A 15,812-nucleotide genomic window follows, 5' to 3' on the forward strand; every position below is an offset into this window, starting at 1 on the left:
GTCAATGCGCTGCTGCCGGAGCTTCCGCTGCCGGCGCCGGGGCGGCCTGCGGGGCCGCCTGAATTGAGATGGAAACCTGATCGACGAGATTCTTGACCGAGGCCGCAGTGGCGTCGAACACCGGCGCCGGATAGACGCCGTAGAAGATTGTCAGCACGACCAGCGGATAAATCACGAGCTTCTCGCGCAGCGAGAGATCGAGCATGCCCTTGAGGCTGTCCTTGGTCAGCGCACCCAACACGACACGGCGATAGAGCCACAGTGCATAGGCCGCCGACAGGATAACACCGGTGGTAGCAAACAGCGCAACCCATGTGTTGACCTTGAACACACCGAGCAAAGTCAGGAACTCACCAATGAAGCCGCTGGTGCCCGGCAGGCCGACATTGGCCATGGTGAAGATCAGGAACGCCACCGCATATTTCGGCATGATGTTCACCAGACCGCCATAGGCCGAGATTTCGCGCGTGTGCAGCCGGTCATATATGACGCCGACGCAGAGGAAGAGCGCACCGGAAACCAGACCATGGCTGAGCATCTGGAAGATCGCGCCCTGCACGCCTTCCTGATTCATCGCGAAGATACCCATCGTCACGTAACCCATATGCGCGACGGACGAGTAAGCAATCAGCTTCTTGATGTCCTCCTGCATGAGCGCCACCAGCGAGGTGTAGATGATGGCGACGACAGATAGCGTGAAGACGAATGGCGCAAAATATTCCGATGCGAGCGGGAACATTGGCAGCGAGAAACGCAGAAAGCCGTAACCGCCCATCTTCAGCAGGATGCCCGCCAGAATGACCGAGCCGGCGGTCGGAGCCTCAACGTGGGCATCCGGCAACCACGTGTGCACCGGCCACATCGGCATCTTCACCGCAAAGGAAGCGAAGAAGGCGAGCCATAACCATGTCTGCATATTGGCAGGGAAATCATGCGTCAGCAGGGTCGGAATGTCTGTCGTTCCAGCCTGCCAGTACATTGCCATGACGGCCAGCAGCATCAGCACCGAGCCGAGCAGCGTATACAGGAAGAACTTGAACGACGCATATACGCGGCGCTTGCCGCCCCACACGCCGATGATGATGAACATCGGAATGAGGCCCGCTTCGAAAAACACGTAGAACAGCACGATATCCAGCGCGCAGAACACACCGATCATCAGCGTTTCCAGCAGCAGAAACGCAATCATATATTCCTTGACGCGCTTATCGATCGACTCCCACGACGCCAGAATGCAGAGCGGCATCAGGAAGGTGGTCAGGATCACAAACAGCATCGAAATGCCATCTACGCCCATATGGTAAGACGCGATCGAGCCGAGGAAATCGAACTTTTCGACAAACTGGAAATTCGGCGTCGAATTGTCGAAGCCAATCCAGATCCAGAGCGAAACAATGAAGGTAAAGACGGTCGTGAACAGCGCTACCGCGCGGATATTGCGCCGCGCATTTTCGCCCTCATCCGTGATGAACAGGATAAGCAGCGCGCCAACCAGCGGCAGAAAAGTGACCGTAGATAGGATCGGCCAGTCGATCATCAGAATGAACCCCCGAGCATCATCCAGGTGGCGAGCGCGGCGACACCGATCAGCATGGCAAAAGCATAGTGGTATAGATAACCGGTCTGGAGCTTGACGACACGATCTGTGACGTCAATGACGCCGGCCGAAATGCCATCCGGTCCCAGACCGTCAATGACGACGCCATCCCCCTTCTTCCAGAGGAAATAGCCGAGGCGCTTCGCCGCCCGCACGAAGAGGAAATCGTACAGTTCGTCAAAGTACCATTTGTTGAGCAGGAACTGATACAGCCCGTGATGGCGCGCGGCCAAGCGCACCGGCGCCTGCGGGTTGCGGATATAGAAGTGCCACGACACCAGCAGACCGAGCAGCATGGCGACAAACGGCGACAGCTTCACCCACATTGGCACACCATGCATGTCGTGCAGAATGTGATTGCTCTCCAGCGTGAACAGCGCCTTCTTCCAGAACTCGGCATAGGCCTCGCCGATGAAATAGTCATGGAACACGACACCGGCAAAGAGCGCGCCGATCGCCAGAATGAACAGCGGAACCAGCATGACAGGGGGCGATTCATGAACGTGGTGCATGACATCATGGCTGGCGCGCGGCTTGCCGTGGAAGGTCATGAAAATGAGACGCCACGAATAGAAGCTGGTGAAGCACGCCGCGACAACCAGAAGCGCGAAGGCCAGACCCGCAACAGCATTGTGGCCGACGAATGCGCTTTCGATGATCGCGTCCTTCGAGAAGAAGCCCGCCGTACCGATGATCGTGGCCGGAATGCCGACGCCAGTCAGCGCCAGCGTGCCGATGACCATCATCCAGTAGGTTGTCGGGATGAGCTTGCGTATGCCGCCCATCTTTCGCATGTCCTGCTCGTCCGACATCGCATGGATGACCGAACCTGAACCAAGGAACAACAGCGCCTTGAAGAAAGCGTGCGTGAACAGGTGGAAGATCGCCGCGCCATAAGCACCAACGCCGAGTGCGACGAACATGTAACCCAACTGCGAACAGGTTGAATACGCGATAACGCGCTTGATGTCGTTTTGCACCAGTCCGACCGTCGCAGCGAAAAACGCCGTCAGCGCACCAATGAAGGTGACGACTGTCAGCGCCGAATGCGAAAGCTCGAACAGCGGCGACAGACGCGCCAGCATGAACACGCCGGCGGTGACCATGGTTGCAGCGTGGATCAGCGCGGACACCGGAGTCGGGCCTTCCATCGCGTCCGGCAACCATGTGTGCAACGGCACCTGTGCGGACTTGCCCATCGCGCCCATGAAGAGCAACAGACAGACGACCGTCATCGCAGCAGCCTTATCGAGGTGATAGCCGAGGAAGTTCAGCACCGTGTCGCCATGCGCGACGGCTGCGTCGGCACCTTGCGCGGCAGCATCTGTGCCGTGCGCGGCGGCAGCCGGCAGATAGGTGGCCGCATTGGCAAAAATGGTGTCGAAATTGATCGAGCCGAACAGCACAAACACGCCGAAGATACCGAGCGCGAAGCCAAAGTCACCCACGCGGTTTACAACGAACGCCTTGATGGCGGCAGCATTTGCCGAGGGTTTCTGGTACCAGAAACCGATCAGCAAGTACGATGCCAGGCCGACGCCCTCCCAACCGAAGAACATCTGTACCAGATTGTTCGACGTCACCAGCATGAGCATGGCGAAGGTGAACAGCGACAGATAAGCGAAGAAGCGCGGCCGATGCGGATCGTGATGCATGTAGCCGATCGAATAAATGTGCACCAGCGACGACACGGTGTTGACCACGACCAACATGACAACGGTCAGCGTGTCGATACGCAGTGCCCAATCCGCCTGCAGCGCGCCGGAATCTATAAAGCGCAGCACCGGCACGGTGAACGCTTCCGTATCGCCGAGCGCTACCTGAAAAAACGCGACCCACGACAGCACAGCGCTGATCACCAGGAAGCCGGACGTAATGTATTCCGACGCCTTCGCGCCCAGAGAATTGCCGAACAGGCCGACAATCAGGAAGCCGAGAAGCGGCAGAAAGACGATAGCCAGATACATCTGATCCATGGCGCGCTTCTCAGCCTTTCATCATGTTGACGTCTTCCACCGCGATGGAACCGCGGTTGCGGAAGAAGACGACGAGAATTGCAAGCCCGATCGCCGCTTCCGCAGCCGCGACGGTCAGTACGAACAGCGCGAAAACCTGGCCGACCAGATCTCCCAGCGCCGCCGAAAATGCGACGAAGTTGATGTTGACCGCGAGCAGGATGAGCTCGATCGACATCAGGATGACGATCACGTTTTTGCGGTTCAGGAAAATGCCGAACACGCCGAGCGTGAACAGGATCGCCGAAACGGCCAGAAAATGTGAGATACCGACCTGCATGATCAGATGCCCTTGCCCGTTTCGACCTTCTTGATTTCAATTGCCGTTTCCGGCGTGCGCGCCACCTGCTGCGAGATGGACTGGCGCTTGACATTTTCCTTGTGGCGCAGCGTCAGCACGATTGCGCCGATCATCGCGACCAGCAGAACCAGACCCGCCACCTGGAAATAGAAAATGTAATCCGTATAGAGAATGTCACCGAGCGCGGCCGTGTTGTTGCGCGTGGCAACATCTGGCGTCGGCAGCGCAACGGTTTCGCCCAGCTTCGGCGCAAACGCGTAACCACCAGTCACGATGATAAGCTCTGCCGCAAGGATGAGGCCAACCAGTGCCCCCACCGGCGCATATTGCAGCGCCCCCTGCTTCAACTCCGCGAAATCGACGTCGAGCATCATGACGACAAACAGGAACAGCACCGCGACTGCGCCGACATAAACCACGAGCAGGATCATCGCGAGGAACTCGGCGCCAGTGAGAAGGAATAGCGCCGCCGCGTTGAAGAAGGTGAGAATGAGGAACAACACCGAATGCACCGGGTTGCGCGCCGAAATGACCATGAAGGCCGACGCGACCGCGATAAAGGCGAAGAGGTAGAAGAATACCGCCTCTAGTCCGTTTAGCATGGGTTCCCCCGGTTTCTCTTTCTCTCGAAAAAGAGCGCTGTCTTTTCCGGTCTGACCCCGCGGCCCAATGGGCTCACGAAATCGCGTGGTTCTTTAGACGGGACGAATGTGCCCGTCCATCAATGTTGTTGCATCTCCCACCGAAATGCTGGGAGCATTTACCCCTCACCGATACGGCGCATCCATTGCAATGTTGCGCGCGAGCTCGCGCTCCCAACGGTCGCCATTCGAAAGCAGTTTTTCCTTGTCGTAATAGAGTTCTTCACGGCTCTCCGTCGCGAACTCGAAATTCGGCCCCTCAACAATTGCGTCTACCGGACAGGCTTCCTGACAGAACCCGCAATAGATGCACTTCACCATGTCAATGTCGTAACGCACCGTGCGGCGCGTGCCGTCATTCCGGCGCGGACCAGCCTCGATCGTAATGGCTTGCGCCGGGCAGATCGCTTCGCAGAGCTTGCAGGCAATGCAGCGCTCTTCGCCGTTCGGATAACGGCGCAACGCATGCTCGCCACGGAAGCGCGGACTGACCGGGCCCTTCTCGTGCGGATAGTTCAGCGTAGCTTTCGGTGCAAAAAACTGCCGCATCGAAAGGAAGAACGCATCCACGAAGTCCTTAAGGAGCAGCGATTTTGCTGCTTGTGCGAGAGCAGACATCAGGCAAGCCCCGTCAGTTTGAGGAAGGCAGCGGTGATTACAACCATCGCCAGCGAGATCGGCAGGAAGACTTTCCAGCCCAGCCGCATCAACTGGTCGTAGCGATAGCGCGGCACGAACGCCTTCACCATCGAGAACATGAAGAACACCAGACAGACCTTGAGGATGAACCAGATAACGCCCGGCACCCAGGTGAACGGCGCAAAGTCGAATGGCGGCAGCCATCCACCAAGGAACAGGATGGTGGTGAGCGCGCACATCAGCACGATGGCGACATATTCACCGAGGAAGAACAGCAGGAACGGCGTGGACGAATATTCGATCATGTGACCGGCAACGAGTTCCGACTCGGCCTCGACAAGATCGAAGGGCGGGCGGTTCGTTTCGGCCAGAGCCGAGATGAAGAAGATGACAAACATCGGGAACAGGCCGAGCCAGTGCCAGTCGAGCAGCGTGTTCGGCAGGCCGAGATGCGTGCCAAGCCCGTCGCGCTGCGACAGCACGATGTCAGTCATGTTGAGCGAACCGACGCAGAGCAGAACGGTGACAATGACGAAGCCGATGGAGACTTCGTAAGACACCATCTGCGCCGCCGAACGCAGCGCGCCAAGGAACGGATATTTCGAGTTCGATGCCCAGCCACCCATGATCACGCCATAGACCTCAAGCGAGGAAATAGCGAAGACGTAGAGAATGCCGACATTGATATTGGCAATCGCCCAGCCCTCATTGACCGGAATGACGGCCCATGCGGCGATGGCGAGAATTGCGGAAACCAGCGGCGCAAGCAGGAACACGCCCTTGTTCGCGCCTGACGGGATGACCGGCTCTTTAAATACGAATTTCAGCAGGTCGGCGAAGGCCTGGAGCAGGCCCCACGGACCGACGACGTTCGGGCCGCGACGCAACTGCACCGCTGCCCAGATCTTGCGGTCGGCATACAGAATGTAGGCTACAAAGATCAGCAGCACGACAATCAGCACGACCGACTTGAGCAGGATCAGCAGTGCAGGCAGCACGTAGATGGTGAAGAAGGTATCCATTGCGTGCCTTACTCCGCCGCCTGCTTGAAGCCGTTGCGGGCCAGCGCGGAGCACTCGGCCATGACAGCCGACGCGCGCGCGATTGGGTTGGTGAGGTAGAAATCACCCATTGACGATATGAACGGCGGCTTGCGCAACGCGCCGCCGAGCTTGGCCAGCCGCGCGATATCAGCGGCGTCGCCATGCGCAATATGGTCGATTTTAGCCAGATGTGGATACTCGGCGCGCAGCGCAGCACGAAGCTGCGCCAGCGAGTCGAACGGCAACTTGTGACCAAGCACATCCGAAAGCGCGCGGATGACGGCCCAATCTTCCTTCGCCTGACCCGGCGCAAAACCAGCGCGGCTGGTCTGCTGCACGCGGCCTTCCGTGTTGATGTAGGTGCCGAACTTTTCAGTGTATGTCGAACCGGGCAGAATGACATCAGCACGATGCGCACCAGCGTCGCCATGCGTGCCGATATAAACGACGAACGCATTGCCTGTGCGCTTCATGTCAAACTCATCCGCGCCAAGCAGGAACAGAAGTTCGGACGATTCGAGCACGTCCGCGACGTTCCTGCGCGCATCCTGTGGGACGAAACCAACGTCCAGACCGCCAACGCGGGCTGCTGCCGTGTGCAGAACTGCAAAGCCATTCCACTCCGGCGTGACTGCGCCAACGGCTTGCGCCAGCTTCGCGGCCTGACCGAGCACGGCGGCTCCGTCGCCACGCACCAAAGCGCCCTGCCCGACGATGATCAGCGGATGCTTGGCCTTTTTCAGGACGTTGAAAAACTTGCCCGCGCCGCCTGCGAGGTCTTTCAGCGTTTCTGCGCCTGCGCCCAGCTGTTCGTAGTCGTAGCGCAGATCGCCAATATCGCCGATTACCGCGACCGGCACATCCTGACGCCAGCGCTTGCGAATGCGGGCATTCAGCACCGATGCTTCAAAACGCGGATTGGAGCCGATGATGAGAACAGCGTCGGCCTTCTCGATGCCCTCAATCGTCGGGTTGAAAATGTAGCTCGCGCGCCCATGCGAAGGATGCAGCGCAGTGCCATCCTGACGGCAGTCAATATTCGCCGAACCGAGCGATGCGAGCAGCGCCTTCAGCGCGTACATTTCTTCGACGCTCGACAGATCGCCAGCAATCGCGCCGATCTTCTCGGGCGCCGTGCGATCAACCGCTTCCTTAATGACCGCGAATGCTTCCGGCCAAGTGACGGGCTGGAGCTTGCCGCCCTTGCGGACATACGGACGGTCAAGACGCTGCGTACGCAGGCCATCCCAGATGAATCGGGTCTTGTCGGAAATCCATTCCTCGTTCACCTGCTCATTGACGCGCGGCATGATGCGCATCACTTCGCGGCCACGCGTATCGACGCGGATGGCCGAGCCGACAGCATCCATGACGTCGATGGATTCAGTCTTTGTCAGCTCCCATGGACGCGCGTGGAAGGCGAACGGACGCGAAGTGAGCGCGCCGACCGGGCAGAGGTCGATGACATTGCCCTGCAATTCAGAGGTCATTGCCTGTTCGAGATAGGTGGTGATTTCGGCATCTTCGCCACGACCGATCAGGCCGAGTTCGGAAATGCCAGCCACCTCGGTAGTGAAGCGGACGCAGCGCGTGCAGTGAATGCAGCGCGTCATCACCGTCTTGACCAACGGGCCGATATATTTGTCTTCGACAGCGCGCTTGTTTTCCTTGTAGCGCGACGCATCGACGCCGAATGCCATAGCCTGATCCTGCAGGTCGCACTCGCCGCCCTGATCGCAGATCGGGCAATCGAGCGGATGGTTGATAAGCAGGAACTCCATCACCCCTTCGCGCGCCTTCTTGACCATCGGCGTGTTGGTGAAGATTTCCGGCGCTTCGCCATTTGGACCTGGGCGCAAATCGCGGACATTCATGGCACAGGAAGCGGCCGGCTTGGGCGGGCCTCCCTTCACTTCAACGAGGCACATGCGGCAATTGCCGGCAATCGACAGCCGCTCGTGGAAGCAAAAGCGCGGCACCTCAGCCCCCGCCTCCTCCGCCGCCTGCAGTAGCGTGTAGTGGTCCGGGACCTCGATCTCTTTGCCGTCGACCTTGATCTTAGCCATTCGTTTCAAACCTTTGCGGCATCCCGCACTCATCACGTCGGGGGTCAGCCCGCCGCAACATCCCTCTTACCCATTCCAGCTTGCCCAAGCGCTTGCGCCTGTTCCAGCCATTTGTCCGTAGCAATCCGGCCATTGAGGCCCAGAACATCATCCAGCCAAGCGAGTTCCTCCGCCTGCAAATTCGCAATCTGCGCGTAGGTCCAAACCCCGAAGCCGTTCAGCACCTCCTCAAGCTTGGGGCCGACGCCGGTGATCTGCTTGAGATCATCAACTGTGGCCGGGCGCTCGATCGGCTTCGGCGCGCGCTTTGCCGATGCAGAGGCTTCGGCTTTCGCCTTTGCGGGTGCGCTTGCCCTCGCCTTTTTGGCAGTCGGAAAATCGACAACACCGGCGTCCTTTGCGGGCTCACCCTTGGGCGCAGGCGGCGTGGCTTCTTCCTTCAATTGCGCTTCCATGTGGGGCGCAAGAATTTCGCGCGACGCACGCGCAAAACCGGACATGGCACCGAACCACATTTCCATCGTACGGCTGGCGACGGCCAAGCCGACAGCAGTGGCCGTTGCAAAAGCGTCAACCGCTTCTGCCTGCCCTTTCTGCTCTTTGTCGGACTTGTCGCTCATCGTCTAACCGTTTGCTTCCCTTAATTATTCCGCAGCTTCCAGAACCGGCGTGACATTGTGTGAATTGCGAGTGAACTCATCAATGCGCCGCTCGATCTCCGGACGGAAATTGCGAATGAGACCCTGGATCGGCCAAGCCGCAGCGTCGCCAAGCGCGCAAATCGTGTGGCCTTCGACCTGCTTGGTGACATCCAGCAGCATGTCGATTTCGCGCTTCTGCGCTTCACCGCGCACCAGACGCTCCATGACGCGCCACATCCAGCCCGTACCCTCGCGGCACGGCGTGCACTGGCCGCAGCTTTCATGCTTGAAGAAGTAAGACAGGCGCGCGATTGCCTTGATGATGTCGGTGGACTTGTCCATGACAATCACCGCCGCAGTGCCGAACGAAGACTTGCGCTCGCGCAGGCCGTCGAAATCCATCGGGCAGTCGATAATGTCTTCGGCCTTGACGACCGGACAGGACGCGCCGCCGGGAATTACCGCCAGCAGATTATCCCAACCGCCGCGAATTCCACCGCCATGCGTTTCGACCAATTCACGGAAGGTGATGCCCATCGCCTCTTCGACCACGCAAGGCGTGTTGACGTGACCGACCAGCATGAACAGCTTGGTGCCGACATTGTTTGGGCGACCGATAGACGAGAACCACGCCGCGCCGCGCCGAAGGATCGTCGGCGCAACAGCAATGGATTCCACATTGTTGACGGTGGTCGGGCAACCATAGAGACCCATATTGGCCGGGAATGGCGGCTTCAGGCGCGGCTGGCCTTTCTTGCCTTCAAGGCTTTCGAGCAGCGCGGTTTCCTCACCGCAAATGTAAGCGCCCGCGCCGTGATGGACGTAAATTTCGAAATCGTAGCCGTTCTTGTTATTCTTGCCAATCAGCTTGGCGTCATACGCCTCATCGATGGCGCGCTGCAGAGCTTCGCGCTCGCGGATAAATTCGCCGCGCACATAGATGTAGGCCGCAACCGCGCCCATCGCGAAGCCAGCGAGCAAGCAGCCCTCCACCAGCGTGTGCGGATCGTGGCGCAGGATTTCGCGGTCCTTACAGGTGCCCGGCTCGGACTCGTCGGCGTTGACGACGAGGTAGGACGGACGGCCATCGCTGACCTTCGGCATGAACGACCATTTGAGGCCGGTGGGAAAACCGGCGCCACCGCGACCGCGCAGTCCGGACGCCTTCATTTCATTGACGATCCACTCGCGACCCTTGGCGATGATGCCCGCCGTGCCATCCCAGCAACCGCGCGACATCGCGCCCGCGAGCGACTTGTCGTAGCGGCCGTAGATGTTTGTAAAAATTCGGTCTTTGTCAGCAAGCATAGCTCACACCTCAAACCGGCTTTTTGCCGAAAACGCGGACATATTCTTCCACACCGCCCTTGGCGAGCGCCTTGGCCTGCTTGACCCAGTCCTCACGTTCAATGCGCCCGTGGAAGGCCAGATAGCCGTCAACCCAATCGCGCTCGGCCTTCTTCCACGATGCTACCTGCGCATAGGTGAAGATGCCAATGCTGTGCAGTGTTTTTTCAATCTTCGGACCAACGCCGGAAATGAGCTTGAGATCGTCGGTCTTGGCCGGACGCTCGATGCCTTTCGGGCGGTCTTTGTGATCCAGCGAAGGCTTTTCAGCGGCCTTCTTGCCAGGCGATTTCACCGCCGGGCTGGCCTGTTCCGATGCAGTCTTTGGCTTCGCAGCGTTTGACGGCGGTACGGCTGCAGCCGGAGCCTTTGCGGCAGCCGCAGGTTTGCTCTTTGCGCCCTTCTTCAATGCCTTTTCATCGGCAAGCGATGTGAACCCGCTTTCCGGAGCCGAGAACCAGCGATCAATCTGCGGGCCGGTCGGAACCTTGGCTCCCTTGCCTGCCTCGAACTCATCGATGATTTCAGCCAGCCGCTCCGGCGTCAGGTCTTCATACGTGTCCTTGAAGATCATAACCATCGGAGCATTCACGCACGCGCCAAGGCACTCGACCTCTTCCCATGAAAGCGTGCCGCTCGCATTGGTGTGGAACTGCTCGTGATGGATCTTGTTGCGGCAGACTTCCTTGAGTTCCTCCGCACCGCGCAGAGCGCAAGGCGTGGTGCCGCATACCTGAACATGCGCGCGGGTGCCGACCGGTTTCAACTGGAACTGGGTATAGAAAGTCGCGACCTCGAGCACGCGAATGTAGGGCATTGCGAGCGTATCGGCGACATGCTCGATGGCCGCGCGCGTGACCCAGCCTTCCTGCTCCTGCGCCAACATCAGCAGCGGGATGACTGCCGACTGCTCACGACCCTTGGGATATTTCTTGATCCATGTCTTTGCCTGCGCAGCCATTGCCTTGTTGAAGGCGAAAGCTGGCGGCTGATAGGCTGGCTCTGCGAGACGACGAACACTCATTTAGCGGTCAACCTCACCAAACACGATGTCGAGGGAGCCAAGGATGGCTGATATGTCAGCCAGCATGTGGCCGCGACACAGGAAATCCATCGCCTGCAAATGGGCAAAACCCGGCGCGCGAAGCTTGCATCGGTACGGCTTGTTGGTGCCATCCGACACGAGATAGACGCCGAACTCACCCTTGGGCGCTTCGACGGCGGCGTAAACCTCACCGGCCGGGACGTGATAGCCCTCGGTATAAAGCTTGAAGTGATGGATCAGCGCTTCCATCGAGCGCTTCATCGCGCCACGCTTGGGCGGCACGACCTTGCCATCAAGATTCGAGACTGGACCGACCGATTCAGCACCGAGCAGGCGATCCACGCACTGACGCATGATGCGCGCGGACTGGCGCATTTCTTCCATGCGGATCAGATAGCGGTCGTAGCAGTCGCCGTTCTTGCCGATTGGAATATCGAATTCCATTTCCGGGTAGCACTCATAGGGTTGGCTTTTGCGCAGATCCCACGCCGCGCCGGAACCGCGCACCATCACGCCCGAAAAGCCCCACGCCCATGCGTCATCGAGCGAAACCACGCCGATATCGACATTGCGCTGCTTGAAGATGCGGTTCGGCGTCAGAAGATCGTCAAGGTCGGTAACCGTCTTCAGGAACGGGTCGATCCACTTGCCGATGTCTTCGACCAGCTTCTGCGGCAAATCCTGATGGACGCCGCCCGGACGGAAATAGGCAGCGTGCATGCGCGCACCGCATGCACGCTCATAAAATACCATGAGCTTTTCGCGTTCCTCGAAGCCCCAGAGCGGCGGCGTCAGCGCACCCACATCCATCGCCTGCGTGGTGACGTTCAGCAAGTGCGAGAGAATGCGCCCGATCTCGGAATAAAGAACGCGGATCAACTGCCCGCGCTTCGGCACCTCGATTTCCAGCAACCGCTCGACGGCCAGGGCAAAGGCGTGCTCCTGATTCATCGGCGCCACGTAATCGAGCCGGTCGAAGTAAGGCACGGCCTGAAGATATGTCTTGGCTTCGATCAGCTTTTCGGTGCCGCGATGAAGCAGGCCGATATGCGGATCGACGCGATCCACCACCTCGCCATCCAACTCTAGCACGAGACGAAGGACGCCGTGCGCCGCCGGATGCTGCGGCCCAAAATTGATATTGAAATTGCGGACGGAGGTTTCAGCCATTCGGCGCCTCAATTCGTCTTGGCTTTTTCATCGCCGGGCAGCACGTAATCCGTACCCTCCCACGGCGACAGAAAATCGAAATTGCGGAATTCCTGCTTCAATTCAACAGGCTCGTAAACAACCCGCTTCACTTCATCGTCGTAGCGAACCTCGACAAAGCCGGTGAGCGGGAAATCCTTGCGCAGCGGGTGCCCCTCGAAGCCATAGTCGGTCAGCAGGCGACGCAGATCCGGGTGCCCTGAAAACAGAATGCCGTAAAGGTCGTACGCCTCGCGCTCATACCAATCAGCGCCCGGGAAAACTCCCGTGACGGATGGAACCGGAGTATGTTCATCAGCGCGGATCTTGACGCGGATGCGCTGATTCTGCCGCGGCGAAAGCAAGTGATAGACGACATCGAAGCGCTGGGCTCGCGAGGGATAATCCGCGCCGGAAATATCGATGATCGAGATGAACTCGCACTGTACGTCGCGGCGCAGGAAATTGAGCACAGCCACGATTTCCGCCGGCTCGACGGTGATTGTCAGCTCGCCATAAGCGACAAGCGATTCCTCGATCGTGCCGGGGAGCTTTTCGCCGATATAGGCCGCGAGATCATTGAGCGCTTCACTCATTCTAATGCCTCACCGCTCAATCGTGCCGGTGCGGCGAATCTTCTTCTGCAGAAGAAGAATGCCGTAAAGCAGCGCCTCCGCAGTGGGAGGGCAACCCGGAACATAGATGTCTACCGGCACGACGCGATCACAACCGCGCACGACCGAATAGGAATAATGATAGTAGCCGCCACCGTTTGCGCACGATCCCATCGAGATCACGTAACGCGGTTCCGGCATCTGATCGTAAACCTTACGCAGCGCGGGAGCCATCTTGTTGGTCAGCGTGCCGGCAACGATCATCACATCCGACTGACGCGGCGAGGCGCGCGGCGCGATGCCGAACCTCTCGGCGTCATAGCGCGGCATGGAAATATGCATCATCTCGACCGCGCAACAGGCGAGGCCGAACGTCATCCACATCAGCGAACCGGTGCGCGCCCAGGTAATAAGTGCTTCCGACGAAGTGACCAGAAAGCCCTTGTCGGACAACTCATTATTCAATTCACCGAAAAATATGTCGTCCGACCCCACAGGCTTGCCCGTGCGCGGATCGATGATTCCCTTCGGCTTCGGCGCGATGAGCGTGCCGGAACTATCGTTCAATCCCATTCCAGCGCGCCTTTCTTCCATTCATAGATAAAGCCGATGGTGAGCACACCGAGGAAAACCATCATCGACCAGAAGCCGAGCATCCCGATTTTGCCAAAGGACACGGCCCACGGAAACAGAAACGCAACTTCCAGATCGAAGATGATGAACAGGATCGACACAAGATAGAAGCGCACATCGAACTTCATGCGCGCGTCATCAAAAGAATTGAAGCCGCACTCGTATGCAGACAACTTCTCCGGGTCCGGGTTGCGATATGCAACGAGGAAGGGAGCTACAATCAGCGCGAGCCCGACAATCATGGCTACGCCTATGAAAATGATAATCGGCAGATAGGAACTCAGTAGAGCGCTCATAGTCCAACTTTCCGCTTGGCGACCGCTACAACGACAAGACCACCTGCAAGATGTCTGGGCAACAGCAATCGCGCTTAACCGGTTCAAAACCGATGCTGCGTTGCGGGAGGGTTAGCGCAGCCACCACCCCGACGCAAGCCAAAGCTTGTCCAAAATTAGGCAGAAATGTCGCGGGCCTACCCATTGATTTCTATACCAATTTACTCATGTTTTTATCCTGACAGCCTCTTGCGCACATTTCTGCTAGTCTCACCAGTGATTTGCCGATTCCAGCCGCCGAAATTTTACCTATGAAGAGTGAAAAAATCAGTCTGGCTCAAGCCCGCCGCATCACGCTGGCTGCACAGGGTTTTTCCGAGCCCCGGCCGACCAGCCCTATCAATCGAGGCCACTTGAACCGCCTGTTGGGGCGGATCGGTCTTTTGCAAATTGATTCCGTCAGCGCCGTGGTGCGCGCACACTATATGCCGATGTTCTCGCGGCTCGGCCCCTACCCCATGCAACTTCTCGATGAAGCAACCGGGCCGAAGAAAAGACTCGTCTTTGAATATTGGGCGCATGAGGCATCGTTTCTGCCGCTGGAACTATGGCCGCTGATGCAATGGCGGATGGCGCGAGCGCGCGAACATTCGGAAATTTATTCCGGACTGGCGCGCTGGGCAGAGGAAAAGCAATCCTTCATCGAAGAGATTTTCGAGGAGGTGAAAGCGCGCGGGCCAATCGCCGCATCGGACATCGAAGGCCACAAGGGCAGCGGCGGCTGGTGGGGCTGGTCTGATGCCAAGGCAGCGTTTGAGTGGCTTTTCTGGGCAGGCCGCATAACGGCACACTCCCGACGCTCCTTTGAGCGGCTTTATGATCTGCCGGAACGGGCACTGCCGAAAGCCGTGATTGATATGCCGGTGCCAGACACCGCGGACGCGCACCGCGAATTGCTAAAGATTTCGGCGCGCGCTCTTGGCGTTGGAACTGCGCAATGCCTGCGGGATTATTTCCGCCTGTCGCCTGCCGATATTGTCGGGCGAATTGACGAGTTGGTTGAGGAAGGCGAATTGCTACCCGTGAAAATCGAGGGCTGGCATCGACCGGGCTATGTCTCGAAGGACGCACGCAGGCCGCGCAAAGTGGAAACGCAGGCGCTGCTCGCGCCGTTCGATCCGCTGGTATTCGAGCGCACGCGGACAGAAAAGCTGTTCGACTTCCATTATCGCATCGAGATTTACACACCCGCCGAAAAGCGGCGCTATGGATACTATGTTCTGCCGTTCCTGCTGAACGATGCAATCGTGGCGCGTGTAGACCTGCGCGCCGACAGGCCAAAGGGTGTATTGCGCGTGCTGGCAGCCTATGCCGAACCCGGCGCGCCGCCCGAAACTGCCGAAGCGCTGCTGCGAGAACTTCACACCATGCAGAACTGGCTTGGGCTGGAGCAAATCGAGATTACGACTGCCGGTGATCTCGGCCCGACGCTGGCGAAGCTCTCCGCGTCGTAGCTGCGCGTTGACTCTACCTGCCAGTAACGCCTAAATCCACGCAAACGGTTCCTTGCCTAACCAGCAAGGCGAAGAGGGAATGCGGTGCGCCCGCCTGGGCAATGCCGCAGCTGTACCCGCAACTGTGAACGGCAAGCCGAAGCCAACGCCACTGGGCAACCGGGAAGGCGGCGAGGCGCAAAAGCCGTGAGCCAGGAGACCTGCCGTTGAACATCAACTTCCGACCGCCCGGCGGGTGTCCGGGCAAGGAGCA

The 15,812-nt window shown here is 58.8% G+C and carries 15 protein-coding genes and 1 riboswitch; of the genes, 1 reads left to right on the forward strand and 14 read right to left on the reverse strand.

The window, feature by feature from the left end; all coding sequences use genetic code 11:
* Position 1: 1 nt before the first annotated feature.
* From DY251_RS07500 to DY251_RS07565, 14 genes are all read right to left on the reverse strand, one after another.
* On the reverse strand, positions 2-1,537 hold the full coding sequence (locus tag DY251_RS07500; RefSeq protein WP_116623258.1) for an NADH-quinone oxidoreductase subunit M: 1,536 nt from the start codon (positions 1,535-1,537) through the stop codon (positions 2-4).
* Entirely contained in the window at positions 1,537-3,564 is a 2,028-nt protein-coding gene (gene nuoL / locus DY251_RS07505; RefSeq protein ID WP_116623456.1) for an NADH-quinone oxidoreductase subunit L, read from the reverse strand. Before nuoL ends, DY251_RS07500 begins: the two co-directional genes overlap by 1 nt.
* A gap of 19 nt (positions 3,565-3,583) precedes the next feature.
* Entirely contained in the window at positions 3,584-3,892 is a 309-nt protein-coding gene (gene nuoK, locus DY251_RS07510; protein WP_116623259.1) for an NADH-quinone oxidoreductase subunit NuoK, read from the reverse strand.
* Positions 3,893-3,894: 2 nt separating this feature from the next.
* A complete protein-coding gene (locus DY251_RS07515) occupies positions 3,895-4,515 on the reverse strand; it encodes an NADH-quinone oxidoreductase subunit J (protein ID WP_116623260.1) in 621 nt (206 codons plus the stop codon).
* A 165-nt stretch (positions 4,516-4,680) separates the two neighbouring features.
* Complete coding sequence (gene nuoI, locus DY251_RS07520) at positions 4,681-5,172, reverse strand: NADH-quinone oxidoreductase subunit NuoI (RefSeq protein ID WP_116623261.1); 492 nt, start codon at positions 5,170-5,172, stop codon at positions 4,681-4,683.
* Positions 5,172-6,215, reverse strand: a complete 1,044-nt coding sequence (nuoH, locus tag DY251_RS07525) for an NADH-quinone oxidoreductase subunit NuoH (protein WP_116623262.1) — start codon at positions 6,213-6,215, stop codon at positions 5,172-5,174. Before nuoH ends, nuoI begins: the two co-directional genes overlap by 1 nt.
* An 8-nt stretch (positions 6,216-6,223) precedes the next feature.
* Positions 6,224-8,302 carry an NADH-quinone oxidoreductase subunit NuoG gene (gene nuoG / locus DY251_RS07530; RefSeq protein WP_116623263.1) on the reverse strand — a complete coding sequence of 693 codons (2,079 nt, stop codon included), beginning with the start codon at positions 8,300-8,302 and terminating at the stop codon, positions 6,224-6,226.
* A gap of 44 nt (positions 8,303-8,346) precedes the next feature.
* Entirely contained in the window at positions 8,347-8,922 is a 576-nt protein-coding gene (locus DY251_RS07535; protein ID WP_116623264.1) for an NADH-ubiquinone dehydrogenase, read from the reverse strand.
* A 24-nt stretch (positions 8,923-8,946) separates the two neighbouring features.
* The gene (gene nuoF, locus DY251_RS07540; RefSeq protein ID WP_116623265.1) at positions 8,947-10,251 is read right to left on the reverse strand and encodes an NADH-quinone oxidoreductase subunit NuoF; all 1,305 of its coding nucleotides are present in this window, start codon (positions 10,249-10,251) and stop codon (positions 8,947-8,949) included.
* Between the two features lie 10 nt (positions 10,252-10,261).
* Positions 10,262-11,314 carry an NADH-quinone oxidoreductase subunit NuoE gene (gene nuoE, locus DY251_RS07545; RefSeq protein ID WP_116623266.1) on the reverse strand — a complete coding sequence of 351 codons (1,053 nt, stop codon included), beginning with the start codon at positions 11,312-11,314 and terminating at the stop codon, positions 10,262-10,264.
* Positions 11,315-12,505 carry an NADH-quinone oxidoreductase subunit D gene (locus DY251_RS07550; RefSeq protein ID WP_116623267.1) on the reverse strand — a complete coding sequence of 397 codons (1,191 nt, stop codon included), beginning with the start codon at positions 12,503-12,505 and terminating at the stop codon, positions 11,315-11,317.
* 8 nt (positions 12,506-12,513) lie between these two features.
* Positions 12,514-13,119, reverse strand: coding sequence for an NADH-quinone oxidoreductase subunit C (locus DY251_RS07555; RefSeq protein WP_116623268.1), 606 nt, complete (start codon positions 13,117-13,119; stop codon positions 12,514-12,516).
* Positions 13,120-13,128: 9 nt separating this feature from the next.
* A complete protein-coding gene (locus tag DY251_RS07560) occupies positions 13,129-13,710 on the reverse strand; it encodes a NuoB/complex I 20 kDa subunit family protein (protein ID WP_116623269.1) in 582 nt (193 codons plus the stop codon).
* The gene (locus DY251_RS07565; RefSeq protein WP_116623270.1) at positions 13,701-14,066 is read right to left on the reverse strand and encodes an NADH-quinone oxidoreductase subunit A; all 366 of its coding nucleotides are present in this window, start codon (positions 14,064-14,066) and stop codon (positions 13,701-13,703) included. Before DY251_RS07565 ends, DY251_RS07560 begins: the two co-directional genes overlap by 10 nt.
* Positions 14,067-14,356: 290 nt before the next feature.
* Between DY251_RS07565 and DY251_RS07570 the strand changes: the two genes are divergently transcribed.
* On the forward strand, positions 14,357-15,559 hold the full coding sequence (locus tag DY251_RS07570; protein ID WP_116623271.1) for a winged helix-turn-helix domain-containing protein: 1,203 nt from the start codon (positions 14,357-14,359) through the stop codon (positions 15,557-15,559).
* Between the two features lie 28 nt (positions 15,560-15,587).
* A riboswitch (cobalamin riboswitch) is annotated at positions 15,588-15,781 on the forward strand.
* Positions 15,782-15,812 lie beyond the last annotated feature (31 nt).

Origin of the sequence: Mesorhizobium denitrificans (assembly GCF_003403035.1) — a bacterium.
Taxonomy (GTDB): Bacteria; Pseudomonadota; Alphaproteobacteria; order Rhizobiales; family Rhizobiaceae; genus Mesorhizobium_G; species Mesorhizobium_G denitrificans.

Coding starts and splice junctions, on each gene's coding strand:
- nuoF (WP_116623265.1), bottom strand. CDS start 10,251: ATGCTTGCTGACAAAGACCGAATTTTTACAAACATCTACGGCCGCTAC.
- nuoI (WP_116623261.1), bottom strand. CDS start 5,172: ATGTCTGCTCTCGCACAAGCAGCAAAATCGCTGCTCCTTAAGGACTTC.
- DY251_RS07500 (WP_116623258.1), bottom strand. CDS start 1,537: ATGATCGACTGGCCGATCCTATCTACGGTCACTTTTCTGCCGCTGGTT.
- nuoH (WP_116623262.1), bottom strand. CDS start 6,215: ATGGATACCTTCTTCACCATCTACGTGCTGCCTGCACTGCTGATCCTG.
- DY251_RS07570 (WP_116623271.1), top strand. CDS start 14,357: ATGAAGAGTGAAAAAATCAGTCTGGCTCAAGCCCGCCGCATCACGCTG.
- nuoE (WP_116623266.1), bottom strand. CDS start 11,314: ATGAGTGTTCGTCGTCTCGCAGAGCCAGCCTATCAGCCGCCAGCTTTC.
- nuoG (WP_116623263.1), bottom strand. CDS start 8,302: ATGGCTAAGATCAAGGTCGACGGCAAAGAGATCGAGGTCCCGGACCAC.
- DY251_RS07555 (WP_116623268.1), bottom strand. CDS start 13,119: ATGAGTGAAGCGCTCAATGATCTCGCGGCCTATATCGGCGAAAAGCTC.
- DY251_RS07560 (WP_116623269.1), bottom strand. CDS start 13,710: ATGGGATTGAACGATAGTTCCGGCACGCTCATCGCGCCGAAGCCGAAG.
- DY251_RS07515 (WP_116623260.1), bottom strand. CDS start 4,515: ATGCTAAACGGACTAGAGGCGGTATTCTTCTACCTCTTCGCCTTTATC.
- DY251_RS07550 (WP_116623267.1), bottom strand. CDS start 12,505: ATGGCTGAAACCTCCGTCCGCAATTTCAATATCAATTTTGGGCCGCAG.
- DY251_RS07535 (WP_116623264.1), bottom strand. CDS start 8,922: ATGAGCGACAAGTCCGACAAAGAGCAGAAAGGGCAGGCAGAAGCGGTT.
- DY251_RS07565 (WP_116623270.1), bottom strand. CDS start 14,066: ATGAGCGCTCTACTGAGTTCCTATCTGCCGATTATCATTTTCATAGGC.
- nuoK (WP_116623259.1), bottom strand. CDS start 3,892: ATGCAGGTCGGTATCTCACATTTTCTGGCCGTTTCGGCGATCCTGTTC.
- nuoL (WP_116623456.1), bottom strand. CDS start 3,564: ATGTATCTGGCTATCGTCTTTCTGCCGCTTCTCGGCTTCCTGATTGTC.